This window comes from Martelella sp. AMO21009, from assembly GCF_053484295.1.
Window position 1 is genome coordinate 13891 of the sequence record NZ_JBAKFR010000037.1, and the last position, 18968, is coordinate 32858.

Annotated in this window: 16 protein-coding genes; 5 read left to right on the forward strand and 11 right to left on the reverse strand. The window is 64.3% G+C overall.

Annotation, left to right across the window (positions count from 1 at the left end):
* Positions 1-21 precede the first annotated feature (21 nt).
* From V6766_RS22700 to pcsA, 4 genes are all read right to left on the reverse strand, one after another.
* Positions 22-939 (reverse strand): ABC transporter permease, encoded by a 918-nt coding sequence (locus V6766_RS22700; RefSeq protein WP_448470463.1) that lies wholly within the window; start codon positions 937-939, stop codon positions 22-24.
* On the reverse strand, positions 936-2048 hold the full coding sequence (locus V6766_RS22705) for an ABC transporter permease (RefSeq protein WP_448470465.1): 1113 nt from the start codon (positions 2046-2048) through the stop codon (positions 936-938). Before V6766_RS22705 ends, V6766_RS22700 begins: the two co-directional genes overlap by 4 nt.
* The gene (locus V6766_RS22710) at positions 2038-3600 is read right to left on the reverse strand and encodes an ABC transporter ATP-binding protein (protein ID WP_448470467.1); all 1563 of its coding nucleotides are present in this window, start codon (positions 3598-3600) and stop codon (positions 2038-2040) included. The genes V6766_RS22705 and V6766_RS22710 overlap by 11 nt, the downstream gene beginning before the upstream one ends.
* A 156-nt stretch (positions 3601-3756) precedes the next feature.
* The gene (gene pcsA / locus V6766_RS22715) at positions 3757-4506 is read right to left on the reverse strand and encodes a phosphatidylcholine synthase (RefSeq protein WP_448470469.1); all 750 of its coding nucleotides are present in this window, start codon (positions 4504-4506) and stop codon (positions 3757-3759) included.
* Between the two features lie 193 nt (positions 4507-4699).
* Here pcsA and V6766_RS22720 point away from each other — a divergent pair, with 193 nt between their 5' ends.
* Together V6766_RS22720 and V6766_RS22725 are read left to right on the forward strand one after the other, a co-directional pair.
* Positions 4700-5884 carry a UbiH/UbiF family hydroxylase gene (locus V6766_RS22720; protein WP_448470471.1) on the forward strand — a complete coding sequence of 395 codons (1185 nt, stop codon included), beginning with the start codon at positions 4700-4702 and terminating at the stop codon, positions 5882-5884.
* Between the two features lie 38 nt (positions 5885-5922).
* Complete coding sequence (locus V6766_RS22725; RefSeq protein WP_448470473.1) at positions 5923-6675, forward strand: RibD family protein; 753 nt, start codon at positions 5923-5925, stop codon at positions 6673-6675.
* On the opposite strand, the gene V6766_RS22730 is transcribed toward V6766_RS22725, so the two are convergent.
* From V6766_RS22730 to V6766_RS22745, 4 genes are read right to left on the reverse strand one after another with little or no spacing between them, the layout of a single operon-like run.
* Positions 6656-7450 carry a class I SAM-dependent methyltransferase gene (locus V6766_RS22730; RefSeq protein WP_448470475.1) on the reverse strand — a complete coding sequence of 265 codons (795 nt, stop codon included), beginning with the start codon at positions 7448-7450 and terminating at the stop codon, positions 6656-6658. The genes V6766_RS22725 and V6766_RS22730 overlap by 20 nt on opposite strands.
* Positions 7447-8490: a glycosyltransferase family 4 protein gene (locus V6766_RS22735; protein ID WP_448470478.1), complete on the reverse strand. Its 1044-nt coding sequence runs from the start codon at positions 8488-8490 to the stop codon at positions 7447-7449. The genes V6766_RS22730 and V6766_RS22735 overlap by 4 nt, the downstream gene beginning before the upstream one ends.
* A complete protein-coding gene (locus tag V6766_RS22740) occupies positions 8487-8885 on the reverse strand; it encodes a 6-pyruvoyl trahydropterin synthase family protein (protein WP_448470480.1) in 399 nt (132 codons plus the stop codon). Before V6766_RS22740 ends, V6766_RS22735 begins: the two co-directional genes overlap by 4 nt.
* Positions 8886-8898: 13 nt before the next feature.
* Positions 8899-9891 (reverse strand): zinc-dependent alcohol dehydrogenase, encoded by a 993-nt coding sequence (locus V6766_RS22745; protein ID WP_448470481.1) that lies wholly within the window; start codon positions 9889-9891, stop codon positions 8899-8901.
* Between the two features lie 257 nt (positions 9892-10148).
* Here V6766_RS22745 and ribA point away from each other — a divergent pair, with 257 nt between their 5' ends.
* Positions 10149-11210, forward strand: coding sequence for a GTP cyclohydrolase II RibA (gene ribA, locus V6766_RS22750; RefSeq protein WP_448470483.1), 1062 nt, complete (start codon positions 10149-10151; stop codon positions 11208-11210).
* A 13-nt stretch (positions 11211-11223) separates the two neighbouring features.
* Positions 11224-11967 (forward strand): CDP-alcohol phosphatidyltransferase family protein, encoded by a 744-nt coding sequence (locus tag V6766_RS22755; protein ID WP_448470485.1) that lies wholly within the window; start codon positions 11224-11226, stop codon positions 11965-11967.
* An 11-nt stretch (positions 11968-11978) separates the two neighbouring features.
* On the opposite strand, the gene V6766_RS22760 is transcribed toward V6766_RS22755, so the two are convergent.
* Positions 11979-12905 carry a lysylphosphatidylglycerol synthase transmembrane domain-containing protein gene (locus tag V6766_RS22760; protein ID WP_448470487.1) on the reverse strand — a complete coding sequence of 309 codons (927 nt, stop codon included), beginning with the start codon at positions 12903-12905 and terminating at the stop codon, positions 11979-11981.
* A gap of 80 nt (positions 12906-12985) precedes the next feature.
* Between V6766_RS22760 and V6766_RS22765 the strand changes: the two genes are divergently transcribed.
* Positions 12986-14632 carry a sulfatase gene (locus V6766_RS22765; RefSeq protein ID WP_448470489.1) on the forward strand — a complete coding sequence of 549 codons (1647 nt, stop codon included), beginning with the start codon at positions 12986-12988 and terminating at the stop codon, positions 14630-14632.
* A 23-nt stretch (positions 14633-14655) separates the two neighbouring features.
* Here the strand turns inward: V6766_RS22765 and V6766_RS22770 are convergent, their stop codons facing one another.
* Positions 14656-17907 (reverse strand): efflux RND transporter permease subunit, encoded by a 3252-nt coding sequence (locus V6766_RS22770; RefSeq protein WP_448470491.1) that lies wholly within the window; start codon positions 17905-17907, stop codon positions 14656-14658.
* Positions 17904-18914, reverse strand: a complete 1011-nt coding sequence (locus V6766_RS22775) for an efflux RND transporter periplasmic adaptor subunit (RefSeq protein ID WP_448470493.1) — start codon at positions 18912-18914, stop codon at positions 17904-17906. Before V6766_RS22775 ends, V6766_RS22770 begins: the two co-directional genes overlap by 4 nt.
* Positions 18915-18968 lie beyond the last annotated feature (54 nt).

Consider the following 18968-nt stretch of genomic DNA (forward strand, 5'->3'; position numbering starts at 1 on the left):
GAAGGGTTCAGTCTAGTCCGCCTAGCGATCCGGGACAAAGGATTTCCCGAGTGAAGCGGGCGTATTGATGAGCGTCATCCTGCGGTTCTGCGAGATGATGACGAGCACCAGGACGGTGACCACATAGGGCAGCGCCGAAAGGAATTGCGACGGGATGGCGATGCCGAAGGCCTGGGCGTGAAGCTGGCCGATCGTCACCGCGCCGAAGAGATAACCGCCGACCAGCACGCCCCAGGGCCGCCAGGAGGCGAACACGACCAGCGCCAGCGCGATCCAGCCGCGTCCGGCCGCCATATTCTCCGACCATTGCGGGGTATAGACCAGCGAAAGCTGAGCGCCCGCAAGCCCGGCGCAGGCCCCGCCGAACATCACCGCGAGATAGCGGATGCCGATGACATTGATGCCGAGCGCATGGGCAGAGCCGTGATTGTCGCCGACCGAGCGCAGCACCAGTCCGCGTCGGGTCCTGAACAGGAACCAGGAAACGCCGGCCACGATCGCGATCGAGAGGTAGAAGAAGATATCCTGATCGAAGAGCAGCGGTCCGATGACGGGGATGTCGGACAGGACCGGTATATCGAGCGAGGGCATCTTCACGCCCGGTCTGCCGACCAGGCCTTCGCCGATCATCGCTGAAAGCCCCTGCCCCAGGATCGTCAGCGCGAGACCCGTCGCCACCTGATTGGCAACGAGAGTCAGCGTCAGGAAGCCGAACAGCAGCGAGAACACCGCGCCCGTGATCAGACCGGCCAGCATGCCGATCCATGGCGAGCCGGTGGCATGCGCCGCGGTGAACGCGCCGACCGCGCCCATCACCATCATGCCCTCGACCCCGAGATTGAGCACGCCGGCGCGCTCGCAGACCAGTTCGCCGATTGCCGCCAGAACCAGCGGTGTCGAGGCCGTGATGATCGTGAGCAGAATGGCTTCGACAATCATGACGCTTTCTCCTCAACGGGCTGGCCGGGCGCCGCCTCGGACGATCTGCCGCCGAAAATCACCCGCACCTTGTACAATATCAGCGTGTCGCAGGAGAGCACGAAGAACAGCAGCATGCCCTGGAACACGCGCGTGACCTTGTCGGAGACGCCCATGGTGAACTGCACCCCTTCGCCGCCGATATAGGTCAGCGCCAGAACGAGGCCCGCAACGATCGCGCCCAGCGGATTGAGACGGCCGAGAAAGGCGACGATGATCGCTGTGAAGCCGTAGCCCGGCGAAATCTGCGGCTGCAGATAGCCGAGCGCGCCGGAAATCTCGCTGACGCCGGCAAGGCCCGCAAGACCGCCGGACAGCAGGAAGCAGAACCACACCATGCGCCGCGAGGAAAAGCCCGCGAACCGCCCCGCGCGCTGCGATTGGCCGATCACATTGACCTCGAAACCCTTCAGCGTGAAGCGCATCATGAACCACACTGCAAGCGCTGCCAGGATGGCCAAGGCAAAGCCGTAGTGGGCGCGGCCGGAGGCCATCATTTCCGGCAGCATCGCCGCGTCGACAAAATCGCGGGTCTGCGGGAAGTTGAAGCCTTCGGGATTGCGCCACGCGCCGCGCACCAGCCAGTCCAGAAAAAGCTGGGCGACATAGACCAGCATCAGCGAGGTCAGGATTTCATTGGTGTTGAAGTAGTTTTTCAGCAGCGCGGGAATGCCGGCATAGAGCGCGCCGCCGGCGATGCCCATCAGCAGCATGATTGGCAAAAGCAGCGGCGACGACCATTGGTAGAAATAGACCGGCACGATCGAACCGACGATCGCCCCGACCGTGAACTGACCCTCGGCGCCGATATTCCAGATATTGGAGCGGTAGCAGACCGACAGGCCGACCGCGATCATGATCAGCGGCGCTGCCTTGATCATCAGCTCATGCAGCGACCAGACATCGAACAACGGCCAGATGAAGAACTGATAGAGCGCCTCCAGCGGATCCTTGCCGAGCGCCAGAAACATGATCGCCCCGAACACCACCGTCAGCCCAAAGGCGATGACCGGCGAGAGCAGCGAAAACAGCCGCGAGGCGCCCGGGCGTTTTTCGAGTTCAATGCGCATCGGCCGCCTCCTCGCCATGAACGCCGCCCATCAGCAGGCCGATCTTCTCCAGCGTCATCGTCTCAGCAGGATAACTGTCGGACAGCCGGCCCTCGGAGATGACGGCGATGCGGGTGGCGATCTCGAAAATCTCGTCGAGATCCTGCGAGATCACCAGCACCGCCGACCCCGCGCGGGCGAGATCGACCAGCGACTGGCGGATATGGGCGGCGGCGCCCGCATCAACGCCCCAGGTCGGCTGGTTGACGATGATGACCTTGGGCTTGCGGTCCAGCTCGCGGCCGACGATAAATTTCTGCAGATTGCCGCCGGAGAGCGAGCCGGCGGCCGGATCCTCGCCGCTCTTGCGAACATCCATGACCTTGGAGATATCGCCGGTGCGCGCTCGCGCCACCGCACGGCGGATCATCTTCAGCGGCCCGCCGGCCAGAAACGTGCCGGCCTCCGCCTCGTTGCGGGCTAGCACCAGGTTCTCGGAAAGCGGCATGCTGGTGACGGCGGCGTGGCCGTGGCGCTCCTCCGGCACGAAGGCGGCACCCAGCGCACGGCGGAAATTGATGCCTTTCGCGCCGACCGGCTTGCCGTCGATCAGAACGCTCTGCCCGTCCGTCACGGGATATTCGCCCGAAAGCGCATCGAACAGTTCCGACTGGCCGTTGCCGGCCACGCCCGCGATCGCCAGCACCTCGCCGGCCTTGACCTCGAGATAGATATCCTTCAGCGCGGTTGCGAACGGCGTGCGCGATGGCGCGTTCAGCCCCTTGGCCTCAAGCAGCACCCTGCCCGTGGTCATGGCCTCGGGCCGCTTGATCTCGGAGACCTCGCCGCCCACCATCATGCGCGCCAGCGATGCCGCCGTTTCCTCGCGCGGCGTGCAGGCCCCGGTCACCTTGCCGTGGCGCAGCACTGTGGCCTTGTCGCAGATCCGCTGCACCTCCTCCAGCCGGTGGGAGATGTAGAGGACGGAGCGGCCCTCGGCCCTCAGCTTGTTCAGCGTCTCGAACAGCCGGTCGGCCTCCTGCGGCGTCAGCACCGAGGTCGGTTCGTCCAGGATGATGAGGCTGGGGTTCTGCAAAAGCGCCCGCACGATCTCGATGCGCTGGCGCTCGCCGACCGACAGATCGGCCACATGGGCGCGCGGGTCGAGCGGCAGGCCGTATTCCACCGAAAGCCGGCGCGATTCGTCGGAAATCTCGGCCAGCGAAATGCCGGGATCGAGCGACAGCGCGATGTTTTCCGCCACCGTCAGCGCCTCGAACAGCGAGAAATGCTGAAACACCATGCCGATGCCGAGCTTGCGCGCATGGGCCGGCGCTTCGATGCGCACCGGTTCGCCCTGCCAGACGATCTGGCCCGCCGACGGTTCCAGCACGCCGAACAGCATTTTCACCAGAGTGGATTTGCCCGCGCCGTTTTCCCCAAGCAGGGCATGGATTTCACCCCTGGCGATTTCGAGGTCGATCCCGTCGCAAGCGGCGAATGTGCCGAAATACTTCGTGAGACCGGAAACCGCCAGCAGCGGTTGACCCGCCGGTTTCTTTACTTCGTCCAAACCGCCCTCCGGCCGCCGGCACTGCACCCGGGCGCATGCGCCCTGCCCGCCATGGATTGACTAAAAATTAGGACTTCCCCTGCCCTGCGTATAAATGAAGCACAAACCCCGGTGGATGCGCAACGGTTTTGGCCGCTCCGCAAACAGATTCTTCGCTCAAAATTCGGCGCGCGTTTCCGCAGCCCGCGCGCCGAGCTTGGGCAGGAACTGCAGCACCGCGCCGATAACGTAGAGATAGATGCCGCTTGCGACGAACAGCGCCTCGATCAGTTTCGGCGCGTCGAAGGAGGCAATCAGCGCATAGAACCCGGTCGCGCACCAGATGCCGAAGACGGCCAGATTGAGCGGCCTCAGCCGTTTGACGCGTACGGGATGCAGGAACTGCACGGGCGCGAAGGTGAGCGCCACCGACAGAAGCACGATCGCCATCGCGACCAGCGAGGAGGGCTGAATGACAAAAAACGAGAACACCACCATGTTCCAGACCACGGGAAAGCCCGAGAAGAAATTCTCGCCGGTCTTCATCCCGCTGTCGGCGTAATAGATCGCGCTGGAAACAACGATCAGCGCGGCGGCGACGAAGGAAAGCGGCTCGCCGATCATATGCGACTGATAGAGCGCGAAGGCTGGAAGCAGGACATAGGTGACATAGTCGATGATGTTGTCGAGCATGACGCCGGACCAGCTCGGCAGCACTTCGCTGACCCTCAGCCGCCGGGCGATCGGCCCGTCAATGCCGTCGACGAGCAACGCCAGCCCGAGCCACCAGAACATCGACACGAATCGCCCCTCGGCGGCGGCCACGACCCCGAGAAAGGCCAGGAACGAGCCCGAGGCCGTCAGGATATGGACGGAAAAAGCCCTGATTTCCGCATATGGCACTTTTCGCTGAGTGAACAATCCCATTCGATATCCGTTTGCTGCGTCGTGCGTTGCCGACCTTTTCCGCCGGACGATCCGGCATGCCTACCGAATTTCGGTCCAGAATGCACCAGATGGATGCGATGCGCGAAAAAAATCTTGGCTTTCCAGAATTTTTCGCAGCAGAAACAGCCTTGCGGCATTATATCGGTATCACAACAAATGACGAGGCTCGATTATGGCGGAGCATGAAATTGCAGTGATCGGCGGCGGACCCGCCGGTATGATTACGGCGCTGTCGCTGGCGCGTGGGGGACGCGACGTCGCCCTGGTGGCGCCCGCCCAAAGCAGCGGCGACCACCGCACCACCGCGCTCATGGACCACTCCATCGCCTTCATCAACCGGCTGGGCCTGTGGAAAGACATCAAACCCGCCGCCGCCCCGCTCAAGACTATGCGGATCATCGATGGCACCGGCCGCCTGCTGCGCGCGCCCACCGTCAGCTTCCGCTCTGCGGAAATCGACCTTGAGGCCTTCGGCTACAATATTCCGAACACGGTGCTGGTCGAAAAGCTTTCGCAAGCCGTCGAGAACGAGGCCAACATCACCCAGTTCCGCGAGGCCGCAAGCGATATCGACATCGGCAAGGACGCGGTCGCGATAACGCTCGCCTCCGGCGAAAGCCTCAATGCAGCGCTGGTCGTCGGCGCCGATGGCCGCAGGTCCAAGGTGCGCGAGAGCGCCGATATCGGCACCCGGCAATGGAGCTATAAACAGTCCGCCGTCGTTCTGAATTTCGAACACGGCCTGCCGCACGGCGATATCTCGACCGAATTCCACACCCGCAATGGTCCCTTCACCCAGGTTCCGCTGCCGGAAGCCAAACGCTCCAGTCTCGTCTGGGTCATGGCAACGGCCGATGCGGAGGCCATGGTTGACCGCCCGCCGGAGGAGATTGCCGCGGCGATCGAGGAGCGCATGCAGTTCCTGCTGGGCGCGGTGAAGATCGACGGCCCGGTGCAGAAGTGGCCACTCTCCTCGCTGGTCGCCAACCGTTTCGGCAAGGGCCGGATGGCGCTTGTCGGCGAGGCCGCCCATGCCTTTCCGCCGATCGGCGCGCAGGGGCTGAACCTCAGCCTGCGCGATATCATGCGGCTTTCGCGCATGCTGGACGGCATTGATGGCTCGACCATCTCGTCGCGCACCGGCGAGCGTTACGACTTCCTGCGCAAATCCGATGTGTGGAGCCGGACGGCGAGCGTGGACCTTTTGAACCGCTCGCTGCTTGCAGATTTCCTGCCGGCGCAGCTCGCGCGTTCGGCCGGCCTCTACGTGCTCTCCGCCGTGCCGCCGTTGCGCCAGTTCGCCATGCGCGAGGGCGTGCAGCCGATGCGCGGCATCAAGGCGTTGTTTGCGAGCTGACAAGTACACAGGATGCCGTGATAGTAAACCCGATCAATATGAGCGACGAAACCTGGCGGCAGCTCCTTGCCTTGCGCGAAGGCAGCTTGCCGCCGCCAGGGCCCGAAGGCGCGCTCTACGGGCCCATCGCTGCCGCGTCGGGGCAGTTCGTTCTGGCGCAGGTCGGCCAGTCGCTGGACGGGCGGGTGGCGACGCCTTCGGGCGACGCGCGCGATATTTCGGGCCCAGAGGGTCTGGCGCATCTGCATCGGTGTCGCGCGCTGGTCGATGCCGTCATTGTCGGTGAGAACACTGTCCGTTGCGATGATCCGCGCCTTTCCGTGCGCCTTGTCGACGGCCCCGATCCCGTGCGTGTCGTCATCGACTGCCATGGGCGGCTTACCGGGTCGGAGGGCCTGTTTAATGACGGCGGTGCGCGGGTGATCGTCTTCCAGAGCGCCGAGGCAGGCCGCAACGATCTTCCGAATGCCGAGATCATCCGTCTTCGCCCCACGGGAAACGGCCTCGCCCCGCAGGAGATGCTGGCGGCGCTTTCCGGGCTCGGCCTGCATCGCGTGCTTGTCGAGGGCGGCGCGCGCACGATTGCCCGCTTCATCGAGGCCGGTTTGGTCGACCGGCTGCATGTCGCGGTTTCGCCGCTGATCATCGGATCGGGCCCGAGCGGAATTGCCCTGTCCCCGATCGAACGCCTTTCAAGCGCGCTCCGGCCAGAGGCACAGATTTACAGTCTGGGGAGCGACATCCTGTTCGATTGCCCGCTCAAGCCGCCTATCAGGCCGGAAGGGCAATGAGATCGGTGTGACCGACCTCGCAAAGACTTTCCGGCGCGGAGATGGCGGCCATGCGGAAGGCTAGCCAGTCCTCGATATCGGCGTCTGAATGGCACGACATCTCCCTGAGAGGCTGACGGAGCCCCGACAGGAAGGCTTTCTGCAGGGCCTCCGCCGTTGCGTCCATCCGCCATGGGCTTGGCATCGCCTCGGCCCGATACCCTCTCGCTTCGAGCAGTCGCTCAAGACAGGCGCCCGCCGCCGGGCCGAGCGCCCTGCCGAAACCCTTATCCGTCTGCTGGTGACGGTTGAAGGCCTCGACCATATCGTCATCGAGCGGATGGCGGTGGGTCCAGCGTATGATGCCGTCATAGTTCAGCGCCGCGTAGAGGCCGCAGCCTTGATCGACGATTCGATCACGGAAAGCGACGCAGAAGTCTTCCGAAACCAGATCGAACAGCGCCGAGGCCGTTACCATTGAGACGCGCTCCAGCGGCAGATTCGGTAAATCGTTGAGATCAAAGCGTCGAAAGGCGACGCCTTGATTGTTTCCGATGCTGCGCTCCGCTTCTTCGAGAAGCGCCGGGTCATGGTCAAGCAGCAGCCAGCTTGTGCCTTCCGGCACATGACTTTGGAGACTGCGCCATGTCGACCCCGTGCCGCAGCCGATATCGAGGATGAAAGGCTGAGACATGGCCTGCAGATAGCGCGACAGGATGTCGAGCAGAGCCGGGGCGCGGGCGAGCTTGTCCGCCGGTTCGCGCAGCGCCAGCCATTTGGTTTCAAAGCCGCTCATGCGATCGCCTCCAGAGCCTCGGAAATGGTGCGTGCCGTATCATCCCATCCCGGAAGTCTCTCGCCCGCGCGCCGGGCCGCAACCGCCATGTCGGCGTGAAAAGCCTTGTCGGTGATCATCTTTTCGAGGGCCTCGGCGAAACCCGCGCTGTCATCGACGGGCACCAGAATGCCGGCATCTGTCGGCACCACGTCGGGGATCGCGCCGGCGCGGCAGGCAATCACCGGAACGCCCTGCGACAGCGCCTCGGCGAACACCATGCCATATCCTTCGTAGCGGCTGGCAAGCGCGAAGATATCGGTCGAGGCAAGCAGCGCGCGGGTGTCGTCACAGTCGCCGGCCAGCAGAACTCTGTCGTCGAGGCCGAGCGCGGCGATCTGCCGTTCGAGCGCCCGCGCGGTCGGCGGGTCCATATCCCGGCTGCCGGCAATGGTCGCTCTCCAGGGAAGGCCTTCGATCCGCTTCAGGGCATCGACCAACACATCATGCGCCTTGCGCGGGATCAGCGAGCCGATGGAAACGATATGGGGCGGATCGCCATCGCAGGCGGATACCGGCGCAGGGTCCGTGCCGGGAAGCGCCACGGTAATGTCGTCCGCCGGTATCGCGAACCCGCTGACAAGCGTTTGCGCTGTCGCTTGCGAGGTCACGACGACATGGCGGACATGAACGAGCGCTCTGCGTTCGCTGTCGTGCAAGATGGCCTGCCGATCGGCGTCGAGCCCGGTTTCCAGCGCCAGCGGATGGTGCACCAGGGCCACGATCCGCAGGCGAGTCGCCTCTCGGACGGCCCAGTCGTCCAGAATGCCGAAGGCGAGCCCGTCGATCATCACCAGCGCACCGTCCGGCAAGGCCGAGAGCAGACGTTCGGCGTTCTGCTTCACCGCCGGTTCCGGCGCGGGAAAGCCATCGCCGAGCGCCAGCAATTCCAGGTCCCAGCCAAGCGCCTCCAGCCCGGCAATCATCCGCCGGTCATAGCCATAGCCGCCGGTTCGGATTGAAAGATCACCGGGATAGGCAAAGACAAGCTGGGCCGTCAAAGCGCGCCCTCATACCAGCCGCGCGCGGCGTGGGATTCGTGGAGGGTCACGCGGATTTTCGCGATCCGGTGGCTGCCCGGGCCGAGCTTTTTCTCGCCGACGGCGGCAGCGAGCTGGTCGAAGATATGTTTCGCGATCACCTCGGTGGTCGATACCTTGCCATTGAACGCTTCGACTTCGTCCAGATTCTGATAGTTGAGGGGTTTCAGCACCTCGGCAAGCGTTTCAGTCGCCGCCCCGATATCGACGGCAAGGCCATCGTCATCGACATCCTCGGTGAAGAAGGCGGCATCGACGACGAATGTGGCGCCGTGCATGCCCTGGGCAGGGCCGAATACGGGTCGGGGGAGGCTGTGGGCGATCATGATGTGATCGCGGACTTCGACTGCAAACATGGCTTCTCTCTTTTTAGTATCGGATACGGTGGCAGAGCGTTTCCGGATCATCGATGATGTCGGGATAGGCGGCGGCAATGTCCTCGAACGCGGTCTCGCCGGAGATCAACGCATCGAGGCGGTCGTCTTCAAGAAGCGCAATCGCCTTGGCCAGACGGCGCGAAAAGCTCCAGCCGGCGCGTCGCGCGGGCGGCAGAGCGCCGACCTGTGAGGCGACAATCGACAGCCTTTGGGAATGGAACGCCCCGCCAAGCGGCAGCGTCAGTTTTTTGTCGCCATACCAGCTCGCCTCGACGATGCGGGCCTCGAAACCCGCGTGAGCCAGCGCTTCCGCGAGCGCCTCGCCGGAGGCTGAGGCATTGATCAGCACATCGAATTCACCGTCGAGCGCGCCGCTTTCGGCAAAGGACACGCCGAGCCTATCGGCAAGCCCCCGCCGCGCCGGATTGCGGTCGACCAGAACCACCTCCGTGCCGATGATCGCGGTGGCGATGAAGGCGGTGAGCGCGCCGACAACGCCCGCGCCGAATACCGCCACCCGGTCGCCGGGCATGATTCCGGCATCCCAGACAATGTTGAGCGCTGTTTCCATGTTGGCGGCGAGGATGGCGCGTTCGGCCGGCACCCCATCCGGCAGCGGCGTGACCATGCCTTCGGCTATGACGGCCGCGCTTTGATGCGGGTGCAGGCAAAAGACGTTGCGGCCGGTCAGATGGTCAGGGCCGGTCTCCACGCGACCCACCAGGGCATACCCATATTTCACCGGAAACGGAAAATCGCCCGCCATATGCGGTCCGCGCATGCGCTCGCGCTCGCCTTCCGGCACCAGGCCGTTGAAAACCAGTGATTCCGTGCCCCGGCTGATGCCGCTGAAAAGTGTCCTGAGCATTACCGAACCGTCTTCGACCTCGCCGAGTTCCTCCGCTTGCAACGCGCAGGTCCGCGCCGCCGGAAACCAGAGCGCCCGCGCCGTTTGCCCCGCATCACCGCCAAAACTTCCCTTCAATTCCCGACGCTCCTTCCGGCGAACACTTTTTTGTTAAAGTCCAGTCGCAGTGTGCGACTGGAACCAATCCACTTACGCTCTAATTACGTATTAGGTTCCAATAACTTCGACGCGCTGCCCGTCTGCGAACCGGGACGAGTCGATGGTTTTGTGACAAAACGATGATGCTGCCGGGTGGCGGAATCATACGCGTGCAACATAGCAGATCAACGCAGGAACAGATGGATAGGTTCAGTTTTCGAGTTTGCACCCCGGCAATGGAGATCGAACGGGCCGTCGCCGAACTGCGCTTCGGGCGCCCGGTCATTCTGCAGCAGGGTGAAAAAAGCCATGCCGTGCTGGCGCTCGATTGCGCCGCGCCCGAGACCTATGATGCCTTCGCGGCCACAAGTGACGATAGGCATGCGCTGTTCGTGACCGCGCAGCGGGCCCATTGCCTGGGCGTTTCATCGAGCCTCGGCATTGCCGTGCCCGCCGAAAGGATGTCGTTCGATGCCGCAGCAAGGCTTTCCTACGCGCTTGATGCCAGGGCGCCGGGTGAATGGCGCGAGGCCGATCCGGCGATGGCGGCCGCCGCGGAGCTGGCGCGGATGGCGTTGCTGCTGCCGGCCATGGTCTGCACGGAAATCGATGGCATTGAGGACCGTTTCGACGCTTGCCACAGGCTCGACTGCGCCCACCTTTCCGATACCCGACACGCCCGCCAGGACTTCACCGAGGTCGTGCGCACCCGCGTTCCGCTGAAGGATCTCGGCGATGCGCAGTTTGCGGTGTTTCGCGGCGGACTTGCGCAGAAGGACCAGATCGCGATCATCGTCGGCGATCCGGATTTCAGCCGTCCGGTCTCCGTGCGCATTCACTCCTCCTGCCTCACGGGCGATCTTTGCGGTTCGCTGAAATGCGATTGCGGCGACCAGTTGCGCAACGGCCTCGCCAATCTGAGGGCGGCGGGCGGCGGCGTGCTGATCTATCTCGATCAGGAAGGCCGCGGCACCGGCATCGGCTCCAAGATGCGGGCCTATGGCTATCAGCATCAGGGTCTCGACACGATCGACGCCGACGCCGAGCTCGGGCTTGAGCCGGACCACCGCCGCTATGAGGCGGCAATCGCGATCCTGCGGCTGCTCGGCATATCGAGCGTCGTTCTGCACACCAACAACCCCACCAAGATCGCGGCGATCAATGCCGCAGGCATAGATGTGGTGGGGCGGATGCCGACTCATGGCAAGATAACGGCGGAGAACCTGAATTACCTGCGCACCAAGGCGTCGAAGGCCGATCACATATTCGACCCCGAAATGCTCGCGACAACGAAATAAAACTGGGAGCCGCATGTCCGACAATCCGAGCCCCGCACCGCAACCGCAGCTCAAAGCCAGCGCGCTTCTTGTTCTGGGCGTGGTATTCGCCGCCGCGCTGGTTTTCTATCAGGTGCTGGGCCCGCATCTGACTCTCGGACGATGGGCAGTGATGTTCGCGGCGTTGCTGCTGTTTGCAATCTTCACGGTCGTCCTCAGCGCCCTGCCCTATCATCCGCACAGTTCTTTCGGCGCGGCCAACGCGATCACCGCAATCCGAACGGCGATCGTCAGTCTGGTGACGGCTTTCGTGTTTTTCGCCGCTGACATGGGGGGTCAATCGGCGGTCTGGATCCTGATCGCGCTCGTGGTGACGGCTTTCGTGCTCGATGGCTTCGATGGCTATCTCGCCCGGCGGTTCGGCCAGGAATCCGCGCTCGGCGCACGTTTCGACATGGAGGTCGATGCGCTACTCATACTGGTGCTGTCGGAGGCGGCCCTGATGCTGGGCAAGGCCGGCTGGTGGGTCCTGCTGATCGGGCTGATGCGCTATCTCTTCGTCGTCGCGCAATATTTCGTGCCGGCGCTGGGTGAGCCCCTGCCCCCGTCATTTCGCAGGAAACTGATCTGCGTGGTGCAGGTGGCAGCGCTGTGCGTCATCCTCGTGCCGACGGTCGTGCCGCCTGTTTCGACGGTCGCCGCGCTGGTTGCGCTGGGGCTGCTGGCCTATTCATTCGCGGCCGACACCCTCTACCTGCTGCGCAAGAGCCGCTCATGAGGTCGCCCGTCTCAGGATCTGGCGATCCTGCCCCTAAAGAGCGAAACGGCAACCGAAATGCCGCCGGGCACGGCAGCGCCCGCCAGCGATATCAGACCGTAAAGCAGGCTTGCAGCCACACCCTCGGCACTGGTGAAGCCGAAGAGCGGCCAGAGCGCGGCGGCGGCCGCCTCGCGCGTGCCCCAGCCGCCGATGCCGGCGGGGATAAGCATGGTCATCAGACAGAGCGGAATGGCGGTGACGGCCGCGATCGCCGGCAAGGGCGCGCCGACCGCGCGCGACGCAATCAGGAACACCGCGATGTAGCCGCCCACGATCAGCAGGCTGAGCCCTGCCTGCACCAGAAACGCGCGGTCCTTCCAGAACACGGCGGCGATATCGGCTCCCAGCGCGCGGAAGCGCTGCGGCAACCACTCCGCCCAGAATACGGCGGCGATCAGAACGCCAACGATGAACACCGCGCTGACGCCCCACATCAGCGCATCCGCCTGATCCGGCAGGCGTTCGCTCAGGAACACCGGCCAGGCGAGAAGACCAAGAAAGCTCAGCGCGAAAAAGGCGACCTGGCCGGACAGTCTTTCCAGAAACACAGCCGCTGCCGGTCGCTTCCAGCCGCCGGCCCCTTCCAACCGACTGCGATAGGCGCGCACGGCATCCCCCGCCATGCCGCCCGGCAGGACCAAATTGAGCGCGCTGCTGATGTAATATTCGCGAGTCGCGAGACCGAGCCCGATCTCCTGCCCGAGCCTTTTGGCCGTGAAACGCCAGCGGCAGGCCGACGCGATGATCTGCACCTGCACCAGCGCGAGCGCCAGAATAACGAGGGCTGGCGGAACATCGCTGAAGGCGGCGACCAGACGTTCCGGACCGGTCAGGGCAATGAGCCCGGCAAGCAGGATCAGACAGGCGATAACCGAAACGACGGCAAGTTTGTTCAAGCTCTGGTCCTTCGCAACATGCGGCCCGAGATCGCACGCGCCGCCTGTTGGTGAAACGTATGGCGCGCGGTGATAGTTTGATGACAAGAAGCGACAGGCCTGACAAGGGGCGAACCGTCTCATCCCGCGCTGGTTGGCTGGCGTTCGTATTTTTCGTCGTCCTGAGTTTCGCCGCGCTGATCCTGCCGGATCATCCGGGCGCGTTTTACGGCGCGGCTTTCCTGCGGTTTCAACTGGAAGTGCCGATCATGGCGCTCGCGCTGCTGGTGCTGCCGCGACGGATCGCGACCGTGCTGGCCGTCCTGCTTGCGGCGGCCATATTCACGCTGCTGTTCCTGAAGATCGCCGATATCGGCGTGCAATCCGCGTTCCAGCGGCGGTTCAACCCCTATCTCGACATGAAGATGCTGGCCGATGGCTGGAATGTGTTCTCCGGGACGCTGGGCGCATGGAAGGCGGGCCTTGTGCTCGGAGCGATTCTTGCCGCCTTCGCCGGCCTTCTGGTGCTTTATTTCGGCGCGGAGCGACGGCTGATAGGGCTAAGCAGACCGCAAAAGCGCGGACCGGTAATCACGGCGCTCGTTCTGCTTGCGATCGGCGCCGCGCTTCAGTTTGTCGAGACCCCGGTGCGGGCGGAGATGAAGGCCGTTGCCTATCTCGGCAACAGGCTGGCGCTGGTGCAGAAATCGGTCGCGGATATGCAGCAATTCGAGCGCGATCTGGCGGCCGCGGATGAGGTCGGCTCGGGAAACGATCTGTTTGGCGCGATCAGGGGCCGCGACGTCATCCTCATTTTCATCGAATCCTACGGGCGCAGCGCCGTCGAGGACCCGCTCTACAGTCCGGTGATGGTTCCGAGGCTTGGGAATGTCGAAAGCGAGCTCACCGAAGCCGGCTTCTCCTCGGCGTCCGACTGGCTGGTCTCGCCGACCATGGGCGGGCTGAGCTGGCTTGCCCATGGCACATTTCTTTCCGGTCTCTGGACCGACAGCCAGGCCCGCTACGACCGGCTGATGATCAGCGACCGGCAGAGCCTGAACCGCCTGTTCCGCGAGGCCGGATGGCGCACGGCGGCGGTCATGCCGGCAATCACCATGGATTGGCCCGAGGCCTCCTACTACGGCTATGATGAGGTTTTCGCTTCGGGCGATCTCGGCTATCGCGGCAAGCCCTTCAACTGGATCACCATGCCGGATCAATACACGCTATCGGCGTTTGATCGCTTGGTGCGCCAGCCGGCACATGCCGCGGGCACGCCGCTGATGGCGGAAATCGCGCTGATCTCAAGCCACGCCCCATGGACGCCGGTGCCGAAGCTGATTGACTGGAACGATGTCGGCGACGGCACGGTGTTCGACGGCCAGGCGGAAAGCGGTGAAACGCCGCAACAGGTGTGGTCCAACCGCGACGATATCCGCGATCATTATATCCGCACCATCGACTATTCGCTGCAGACGGTCGGCGACTACATCGCCCGCTTCGGCGACGACGCCGTCTTCATCGTTCTCGGCGACCATCAGCCGGCGCCGGTCGTCACCGGGCCCGATGCCTCGCGGGCGGTTCCGGTGCATGTCATCAGCAAGGATCAGGCGTTGATCGAACGCTTCGAGGCGGACGGCTTCACCCCCGGCATGATCCCCGCCCCGGACGCGCCGGAAACGGGGATGGACATGATGCGGGGGCGGCTCATCGACATCTTTGGCGACAGCTCCGGGCCGGCGATGTAACGCCGGCCGGCCCGGATCAACGCCTATGCCGATGCTGAGCCTTCAGGGTTCGCAGCGGCGCTTTCCCGCCCGTCTCCCCTGAGCACGACGTAGATCGCAGGAATGACGAGCACGGTCAGCGCCGTGGACGAGGCAAGGCCGAACAGCAGCGAAATCGCCAGCCCCTGGAAGATCGGGTCGGTCAGGATCACGGCCGCGCCAATCATCGCTGCAAGCGCGGTGAGCAGGATCGGCTTGAAGCGGATCGCGCCGGCCTCCAGAAGCACGTCGATCAGCGGCCGGCCAGGCGCGCGCGCATGGCGGATGAAATCGACCAGCAGGATCGAGTTGCGCACGATGATGCCGGCAAGCGCTATGAAGCCGATCATCGAGGTCGCGGTGAACGGCGCGCCGAACAGCCAGTGACCGCCGAGAATGCCGATGAAGGTCAGCGGAATCGGCGTCAGGATCACCAGCGGCAGCTTGAACGAGCCGAACTGGGCAACGACCAGGATATAGATCCCGATGATCGCGACCATGAAGGCGGCGCCCATGTCGCGGAAGGTCACCCAGGTCACCTCCCACTCGCCATCCCACAGAAGCGTCGGATGGGTCTCGTCGTCGGGCTGGCCGTGGAGCACGATGTCCGGCTTGGGGAGGTCGCCCCAGTCCATGGCATCGATCGCATCCTGCACCGCCAGCATGCCGTAGATCGGCGCCTCATATGCGCCGGCAAGCTCGGCCATCACCATTTCGGCGGCGCGACCATTGTGGCGGAACACGGGATAGGACGCCGGCTCCTGCGTTACGCTGACGACATCGCCGAGTTCGACCACGCCACGCCCGCCCGGCAGCGCATTGGCCGGAACCGGGGTGGACAGCGCGCGTTCGTCCAGCGTGTCGTGCTCCTTCGGCAGCGCAAGCCGGATCGGGATCGGCTGACGTCCGTCACCGCGATGGGAATAGCCGACCGTTGCCCCGCCATAGAGATAGCTGAGCGTGTCGTAGACATCGGATTGCTCGACCCGGTAATATTCGAGATTGTCCTGGTCGATGGCGATCCGCACACGTTCCGGACGGTTGTGATAGCTGTCATCAAGATCGACGATGAACGGCACGCTCGCGAAAGCCTCGCGCACCTTGTCCGCAACGGCGCGCCGGGTCGCGGGATCCGGGCCGTAGATTTCGGCCAAGAGCGTGCCCATCACCGGCGGGCCGGGCGGCGGTTCCACGACCTTCACAACCGTGCCCTGCGGCAGATCGAGGCCGTCCAGCCGTTCGCGCATGTCGAGCGCGATGGCGTGGCTCGCCCGGTCGCGCTCCCCCTTCGGCAGAAGGTTGACGGCAACCTGCCCCTGCTCGGGATTGGCCCTCAGATAATAGTGGCGCACCAGCCCGTTGAAATCGAAGGGCGCGGCGGTGCCGGCATAGGTCTGGAACGACACGATCTCCGGCATCTCCGCAAGCCTGTCGACAACCGATTGCAGCGCCCGGTCGGTATCCTCGACGGATGCCCCTTTCGGCAGGTCGACCACGACCTGAAGATCGGACTTGTTGTCGAACGGCAGCAGCTTGACGGTGACATCCTTGGTGTAGAACAGCGCAAGAGATGCGAAGGTCGCGACCGCCACCAGAGCGATGAAAGTCCAGGCCCGCGCCCGGCTTTTCAGAACGGGCCGCGCGACCGCGACGTAGAACCGCCCGAGACGGCCGCCGCCGGCAGCGCCATGAGCGGCCGCGGCGTCGCCATGTCCGTGGCCGGCTCCCTTGCCGCCAAGCTTGATCATCAGCCACGGCGTCAGGATGACGGCGACGAAGAACGAGAACAGCATGGCGGCCGAGGCGTTGGCCGGGATCGGGCTCATATAGGGGCCCATCATGCCCGAGACGAACATCATCGGCAGCAGTGCCGCGATCACCGTCAGCGTGGCGACGATGGTGGGATTGCCGACCTCGGCGACGGCGTCGATCGCCGACTGAACGCGCGAGCGGTCATCCTGCATCGCCCAGTGGCGGGCGATGTTCTCGATCACGACGATGGCGTCGTCGACCAATATGCCGATCGAGAAGATCAACGCGAACAGCGAGACGCGGTTGATCGTGTAGCCCATGATCCATGAGGCGAAGAAGGTCAGCAGGATGGTCGTCGGAATGACGACGGCAACCACCAGCGCCTCGCGCCATCCAATGGCAATGCTCACCAGAACGACGATCGAGACGGTGGCGAGCGCGAGATGGAACAACAGCTCGTTGGCTTTTTCGTTTGCGGTTTCTCCGTAGTTGCGGGTAACCGTCATTTCCACATCGGCGGGGAAAATCTGGCCGCGCACCTGCTCCAGCCTGTGCACGATTTCCTCGGCAATCACGACCGCATTGGTGCCGGGACGCTTGGCGATCGCCAATGATACGGCAGCGGCGCGATCCAGCCCGTCATCGGTCCGGCGGATATCGCTGACGCGGTGTTCGGCCGGCGATGTCGCCAGCACCACGTCGGCAACGTCGCGGACATAGACCGGGCGTCCGTCGCGGGCGGTCAGCAGCAGATTGCCGATCTCTGGCAAGGACTGCAGCGTCTGCCCGGCGATAACGGGAAGCTGCCCGCCATCATCGCGGATCGTGCCGACCCGGAACGAGCGATTGGCGCCCTGGACCTTGGCGGCGAGCTGCTGCAGCGTGATGCCGAACAGCGACAGGCGCTCGGGATCGGGCTCCACGCGGAACTGTTCGGGCTGTTCGCCGACAATATAGGTAAGCCCGATATCCGGCAGCTTGGAGACTTCCACCTGAAGCTCGCGGGCAAGCCGGGTCAGGTCGTTTTCCGTCCAGCGCCCCGCAGCCTCTGCGGTCGGTCTCAGGGTGACGACAACGGCAGCCACATCATCGATGCCGCGACCGACGATCAGCGGCTCCGGCACGCCGACCGGGATGCGGTCCATATTGGCGCGGATCTTCTCGTGCACCCGCAATATCGCGGTATCGGCGTCGGTGCCGACCTCGAACCGGGCGGTAACGAGCGCGCCGTCATCATCCGTCTGAGAATAGACGTGCTCGACGCCGTCTATGCTCTTGACGATGGTTTCCAGCGGCTCGGTGACGAGCTTGACGGCGTCCTCGGCCTTCAGCCCGTTGGCGTTGACATGGATGTCGACCATCGGCACGGAAATTTGCGGTTCCTCCTCGCGCGGGAGCGAGACGAGCGCGATCAGGCCAAGCGCAATCGCGGCCAGGAGCAAGAGCGGCGTGAGCGGCGACGTGATGAAGGTGCGGGTGAGCCCGCCTGCAATTCCGAGCTTCATGGCAGTATAACCCGATCACCGGCGCGCAGGCCGGACAGGACCTCGATCCGTTCCTCGTCATCGTCGCGCACGATCTCACCGAGAACGACCGCGACGTCCATACCGCCGTCAGCCGTCGCGAGCCGCACATAGTCGACGCCGTGCACGGTTTTGACGGCCTCGGGGGGCACGACCAGCGCCGCGCGCTTGCCGACCGGGATCGACACCAGCGTGCGCTCGTTGACGAAGTAGTCGCCGACGCTTTCGATCTCGACATCGGCGATCACGCGCCCGTCGGCGATTTCCGGATAGACCTTGCTGATGCGACCGGTGCTGACGGCCGGAAGCTCTTCCTGCCCGGGCACAAGCCCGCGCTCGCCGACCTGCACCTCGGCGCCTTCGACGATCTCGGCGGCATGCCGCTCCGGCAGCGACAGGCGCAGGTAATACGGCCCCGGCGCCACCCGGGCGACATTCTCGCCGGCCATCACGACCGAGCCGAGGGTGACCGGCACGGTCAGCACCCGGCCCGTTGCCGGCGCGAGAACCTCGCCCTCCTTCGCGCGCTGCTCGACGACTGCCTTTTCGGCAATGGCGGCGGCAACCTGATTGGTGGCGACGTTGAACTGCATCGTGGCCTGATCGAGACGCGCCTGGGTGCCGGAGCCCGAGGTGCGCAACTGCTGGGCGCGATCGAGTTCGGTGCGTGCGTTCTCAAGCTGCGAGTTCAGGGCTTCGAGCCTTGCATCGGCGGCCTTGAGTTCCAGCGCGATCTTGTCGTCGACGATCACCGCGATGGTGTCGCCCTTGGTGACCGTATCGCCCTCGCCGACGCGCACGTCCTCAACGACGCCGCCGATCCTGGCGCGCGCCGGCACGACGATCCGGCTTTCCACCCGGCCGAAAACGGCCTTCATCTCGGTCACCGTCACGGGTTCGACGGTAAACTCGGCGGCAGTCGCGGCCGATACGACAAGCGGCGTCGTCACGGCAAGGGCGGCGGTCAATCGGAAAACGGCTTGTAGCATGGGACCAAAGCTCCTCCCGGCGGCAGAGTTTAACCTCTGCGCCCGGGATAAATG

Coding starts and splice junctions, on each gene's coding strand:
- V6766_RS22700 (WP_448470463.1), bottom strand. CDS start 939: ATGATTGTCGAAGCCATTCTGCTCACGATCATCACGGCCTCGACACCG.
- V6766_RS22705 (WP_448470465.1), bottom strand. CDS start 2,048: ATGCGCATTGAACTCGAAAAACGCCCGGGCGCCTCGCGGCTGTTTTCG.
- pcsA (WP_448470469.1), bottom strand. CDS start 4,506: ATGGGATTGTTCACTCAGCGAAAAGTGCCATATGCGGAAATCAGGGCT.
- V6766_RS22720 (WP_448470471.1), top strand. CDS start 4,700: ATGGCGGAGCATGAAATTGCAGTGATCGGCGGCGGACCCGCCGGTATG.
- V6766_RS22725 (WP_448470473.1), top strand. CDS start 5,923: ATGAGCGACGAAACCTGGCGGCAGCTCCTTGCCTTGCGCGAAGGCAGC.
- V6766_RS22730 (WP_448470475.1), bottom strand. CDS start 7,450: ATGAGCGGCTTTGAAACCAAATGGCTGGCGCTGCGCGAACCGGCGGAC.
- V6766_RS22740 (WP_448470480.1), bottom strand. CDS start 8,885: ATGTTTGCAGTCGAAGTCCGCGATCACATCATGATCGCCCACAGCCTC.
- ribA (WP_448470483.1), top strand. CDS start 10,149: ATGGAGATCGAACGGGCCGTCGCCGAACTGCGCTTCGGGCGCCCGGTC.
- V6766_RS22755 (WP_448470485.1), top strand. CDS start 11,224: ATGTCCGACAATCCGAGCCCCGCACCGCAACCGCAGCTCAAAGCCAGC.
- V6766_RS22765 (WP_448470489.1), top strand. CDS start 12,986: ATGACAAGAAGCGACAGGCCTGACAAGGGGCGAACCGTCTCATCCCGC.
- V6766_RS22770 (WP_448470491.1), bottom strand. CDS start 17,907: ATGAAGCTCGGAATTGCAGGCGGGCTCACCCGCACCTTCATCACGTCG.
- V6766_RS22775 (WP_448470493.1), bottom strand. CDS start 18,914: ATGCTACAAGCCGTTTTCCGATTGACCGCCGCCCTTGCCGTGACGACG.